Origin of the sequence: Acinetobacter sp. USHLN143, from assembly GCF_037145695.1 — a bacterium.
GTDB lineage: Bacteria > Pseudomonadota > Gammaproteobacteria > Pseudomonadales > Moraxellaceae > Acinetobacter > Acinetobacter fasciculus.
The window spans coordinates 1-4,704 of sequence record NZ_JBBCWZ010000126.1 but is presented as its reverse complement, the minus strand read 5'-3'; the positions used below and the strand labels follow the sequence as shown (position 1 = coordinate 4,704).

Genomic DNA, 4,704 nt, shown 5'->3' with positions numbered 1-4,704 from the left:
GAAGAAATTATTTAGACCAGTTATCAAAAACTTCATTGATGACTTTATTCTCGATAAAAATCATCTGCTACCACAGAGAATCTATAAATAATAGTGCGTAAGTCCTAATAAATATTTTTTTATATTTAATGCTTGTCAAATGATCCAAGAGCGCGTATTTTAATTTCAGAATCACATTTTATGAAAGACATAACATGTTAAAGCAACCTATCATTTCAAACGCATATTTTTATTTCTGGCAGTTTAGCTAATTGCCTGAATGCGTTTGGGCAATGAAAAGGTTGCCCACCAGTTTATACCTGATCGGCAACCCTGATCAGGTTTTTTTATGCCTTTCATTTTTTACAATATTTTGGAGACAGCCATGACAAACTTTAACTATTCATACTTTAACAACTTTTATTGGTCTTATTTTAGTCAGCTAATGACACTCACAACACCTTCGATTAGACCCATAACGCTCAAATAAAAGTTTGGACTGATTGCCAGTCCCAGGATTAAAGTCATGAATACCCCAAATACATCACAACAACATCATGCTGAAAGCATTTTAATTTTACCTCAGCAGCTTAAGCAGCAATTGCCACTGTCTCCGCAATTAGCCAGCCAAGTCGCTGAACACCGTCAAACTATTCAAAATATATTAGAAGGCAAGGATCATCGTTTAATGGTGGTCACAGGCCCATGTTCCATTCATGATGAAGCTTCCGTGCTAGACTATGCAGAAAAATTAAAACAACTTCAGTCACAGCTATCTGATCAGATTTTCCTGGTGATGCGTGCTTATATTGAAAAACCACGGACTACGGTGGGTTGGAAAGGTTTCCTTTACGATCCAAATCTGGATGGTTCATCCAATATGCAATTGGGCTTGGAAAAATCCCGTGACTTATACCTAAAAATTATTGAAATGGGCCTGCCAATCGCTTCGGAAATTCTTAGCCCAATGGCAACTGCTTATTTCGATGATCTATTGGCCTGGGGAGCGATTGGCGCACGTACCAGCGAATCACAAATTCATCGCGAAATTTCCAGCCATATGCCGTACAGCATAGGTTTCAAAAATGGTACTGATGGTTCGATCCAGATTGCACTAGATGCCATCCAGTCTGCCTCTCATCCGCATCAATTCTTGGGGATGAGCCAGTCTGGTTTACCATGTATTTTACACTCGCAAGGTAATCCGAAAGCACATTTGATTTTACGTGGCTCGAATAGCGGACCAAATTACCAATTGTCAGAAATTGAGAAAATCCGGGCCAAACATCAGATCGACTTACCGGCATTGGTAATTGACTGTAGTCATGGCAATAGCTCAAAAAATCCGATGCTACAGCCTAAAGTACTGGAACAGATCGTAGCAGAACGCTTACAGACCAATGTTCGTGGCGTAATGCTAGAAAGTCATTTGGTAGATGGCAACCAGAAAATTTCTGAGCAAATGACTTATGGTCAATCTGTTACTGATGGATGTCTGGGCTGGACAAAAACACGACAACTGTTACTGGAGGTGGCCAATACTTTAGCGATCAGTTGTCTGAAACGTAGTGCCTAAATTTAAAAACCACTTTCTCTGCTTGAGCAGCGGGGAAAGTGCTTTTTTGAATATCAGGAAGCAGTTATTTATAAATATAATTAACCTGTAATAGGTCACATAATTGTGACGATAATTTTCATCAAATTATTAAAATCTGTTTGTGTCCTTGTCTAACTCTAGACACAATAAAAACCAGTATATCTCTCTGAATATATAAATTTTTCAAATATTTAAATATCAAATCCGTTCACTTGGGGATCTCAATGTTTGCGCTAGAGCTTTTAGAAGAAGCACGAAAATTTATGCACCATATGCTAACCAAAGTGGTTGAATATGGCGGTTCAGATTTATTTATTACTGCAGATTTTCCACCAAGTATTAAACATCAAGGTTTGATGAAACCATTTGGACAGCAGACCCTGACCGCTGAGAAAACCAAGCTCTTTGCTTATAGCCTAATGAATGAAAAACAGCGCAATGAATTTGAAACCGAACTTGAGTGTAATTTTGCGATTACTGTTCCGGGTATTTCACGTTTCCGGGTCAATGTATTCCAGCAACAGTTGAATATCGGTATGGTGATTCGTACCATCACTGCGGAAATCCCAAATTTCCAGAAGTTAAAACTGCCTGAATCGCTGAAACATGTGATTATGGAAAAACGTGGTCTAGTCTTGGTGGTCGGTGGAACCGGTTCGGGTAAATCAACTTCACTGGCAGCGATGATTGACTATCGGAATGAAAACTCGGCTGGACATATCATCACGGTAGAAGATCCGGTGGAATATGTACACAAGCATAAAAAATCCATGATTACCCATCGTGAAGTCGGGGTAGATAGCCATTCTTGGCAAAATGCTTTAAAAAATACCTTACGTCAGGCACCCGATGTGATTTTGATCGGGGAAATCCGCGATACAGAAACTATGGAACATGCGATTGCTTTTGCTGAAACTGGGCATCTTTGTTTAGGTACGTTGCATTCCAATAATGCCAACCAGACTTTAGACCGGATTATTAACTTCTTCCCAGAAGAACGTCGCAATCAGTTGTTGATGGATTTGTCCTCCAATATGAAGGCTATTATTTCACAGCGTTTGGTTCGGACTCAGGATGGCAAGGGACGTCGAGCAGCCATTGAAATCATGTTAAATACACCGCTCATTTCAGACTTGATTTTGAAAGGAGAGTTTCATGAGTTGAAAGCGATTATGGCAAAATCACGGGAATTGGGAATGCAGACCTTTGATCAGGCTTTATTTGAACTCTATAACCAGGGCGAAATTTCTTATGAAGAAGCATTACGTAATGCCGATTCAACCAATGAATTACGTTTACAGATCAAATTAAAAAGTAATCGTCAAGACAATGCTCCGGCTGGGCAAGCCACCCAATTTTCCATGATTACAGAACCGAAAACAACTGATAAAGATGCAGAAGATCAGTCGGAAACGGAATAAAAAATTCTAATTTTCTATTAGATAAAACAAAAAAATCAGCCCTCAGGCTGATTTTTTTATCCAAAATCAAAATTAAAGCCCGGCTTCATACTCTGTATTTGAAAGTAGTTTTTCAACATCGGCCATATTGTCTGGCTTGATTTTATAGATCCAGCCTTTGCCATATGGGTCATCATTAATAAAATCAGGATCATCTTCAAGATCAGGATTGATTTCAACCACTACGCCAGACACCGGTGCATGAATATCGGAAGCTGTTTTAACTGATTCAACCACGCCAGCTTGTTCGCCCGCAGTGATATGTGAATCAAGATCTGGTGCTTCTACATAAACCAAATCACCTAACGCATCCTGTGCATGGTCGGAAATACCGGTCACAACAAGATCACCCTCAATGCGCACCCATTCATGTGTACTTGCGTACTTTAATTCTGCAGGATGATTCATTGATAACTCCTTAAAAATCTTAAGATCATTTTTGACATGTTTTATACATTCTTTTTAAGAAAAACAAAAGGCTTATGCTCCTTTATAAATAAGGATCTTTGCGCCAGTTGCTCGGGCTGCGGCCATTCCAGCGTTTAAACGCCCGGCTAAAATTGGCGACATCACTATAACCCAGTTCATCGGCAATCTGTTCCAGAGTGAAATCTGTCCGGGACAATAACGAGGTGGCATGCCGGTAACGCACTTCATCGACTAGGGTAGAAAAGGAGGTGCCTTCGGCGGCGAGTTGACGTTTTAAGGTGCGGTCAGACATGTGTAAGCGATCTGCCACACTTTCAATACTCAGATAATGCTGCTCGGCATGGGTCAAGATATCTCGGACACGCATGGCAATCCGATGCCGTTCGCCCAAGGCAGAAAGTTCCGTTTCACACTGGTTAATCGCAATCTGGCTGGCAATCGGATCGGCATGTACCAGCTTGTTCATCAGGTAGCTTTTATCAAAACTCAGAATTAAATGCGGCTGTTCAAAGCGGAACTGATGAGTAGGGAACTTTGCCATAAAGCGTTCAAAACCTTCCGGCTTCTTAAAATCGAAGTCGATTTCTCCCGTTGCATCGTTAACGCCGGTAATCGCTTTGGCCATACTGATCAGACCAATCATTAAAGCAATTGAAATTTCGGTGCGCAGAGGTTCAAGCTGAATATCGGTTTGTAGCTGTACCGTGGCTTTGGCATCAAAGGTCGAAAAAAACAGTTGTAGGAAAGGTAAACGAAGTTGAATAAATCGGTTCGCCAGTACCAGTGCATCGGTAATATTATTCGCCGTCATAATCGCATAGCCAATAAAGCCATGAATCGAGATCCGCATCTGTGTGCCGAGATGATAGCCCAAGGTCGGTTCGCCGGTCAGTTTCAGGGCATATTTCACCAGTTCGTTGGCGACAGGGGTTGGAATACGAAAATCAGGATCTGCCAACTGTTCACTGGTCAGGCCAAAAGGTTGGAAAAGCGACTCATTATTATAACCCCAGCGGGAAATGACATCGAGAAGCAGGAGACCGTAAACACCTGGAATTCCTTGGTCTTGGCGTGGAGCAATTGTTTTCATGCGCGATCCGTTGCACTCATTCAAATTTTTTTATTTATAATAGGACTTACGCACTATTATTTATAGATTCTCTGTGGTAGCAGATGATTTTTATCGAGAATAAAGTCATCAATGAAGTTTTTGATAACTGGTCTAAATAATTTCTTCTG

General features: G+C 40.8%; 4 protein-coding genes. 2 read left to right on the top strand and 2 right to left on the bottom strand.

All coding sequences use genetic code 11. The features are described 5' to 3' along the window. Window positions 1-505 precede the first annotated feature (505 nt). Together WFH18_RS16870 and WFH18_RS16865 are read left to right on the top strand one after the other, a co-directional pair. Window positions 506-1,555 (top strand): 3-deoxy-7-phosphoheptulonate synthase, encoded by a 1,050-nt coding sequence (locus tag WFH18_RS16870; protein ID WP_336755321.1) that lies wholly within the window; start codon window positions 506-508, stop codon window positions 1,553-1,555. 245 nt (window positions 1,556-1,800) lie between these two features. Next, the gene (locus WFH18_RS16865; RefSeq protein WP_044108350.1) at window positions 1,801-2,997 is read left to right on the top strand and encodes a PilT/PilU family type 4a pilus ATPase; all 1,197 of its coding nucleotides are present in this window, start codon (window positions 1,801-1,803) and stop codon (window positions 2,995-2,997) included. A gap of 72 nt (window positions 2,998-3,069) precedes the next feature. Here WFH18_RS16865 and gcvH read toward each other — a convergent pair whose 3' ends face one another. Then, window positions 3,070-3,444 (bottom strand): glycine cleavage system protein GcvH, encoded by a 375-nt coding sequence (gcvH, locus tag WFH18_RS16860; RefSeq protein ID WP_004280423.1) that lies wholly within the window; start codon window positions 3,442-3,444, stop codon window positions 3,070-3,072. Window positions 3,445-3,526: 82 nt separating this feature from the next. After that, the gene (locus WFH18_RS16855; RefSeq protein WP_336755319.1) at window positions 3,527-4,555 is read right to left on the bottom strand and encodes an AraC family transcriptional regulator; all 1,029 of its coding nucleotides are present in this window, start codon (window positions 4,553-4,555) and stop codon (window positions 3,527-3,529) included. Between the last annotated feature and the right edge of the window lie 149 nt (window positions 4,556-4,704).

Coding starts and splice junctions, on each gene's coding strand:
- WFH18_RS16870 (WP_336755321.1), top strand. CDS start 506: ATGAATACCCCAAATACATCACAACAACATCATGCTGAAAGCATTTTA.
- WFH18_RS16865 (WP_044108350.1), top strand. CDS start 1,801: ATGTTTGCGCTAGAGCTTTTAGAAGAAGCACGAAAATTTATGCACCAT.
- WFH18_RS16855 (WP_336755319.1), bottom strand. CDS start 4,555: ATGAAAACAATTGCTCCACGCCAAGACCAAGGAATTCCAGGTGTTTAC.
- gcvH (WP_004280423.1), bottom strand. CDS start 3,444: ATGAATCATCCTGCAGAATTAAAGTACGCAAGTACACATGAATGGGTG.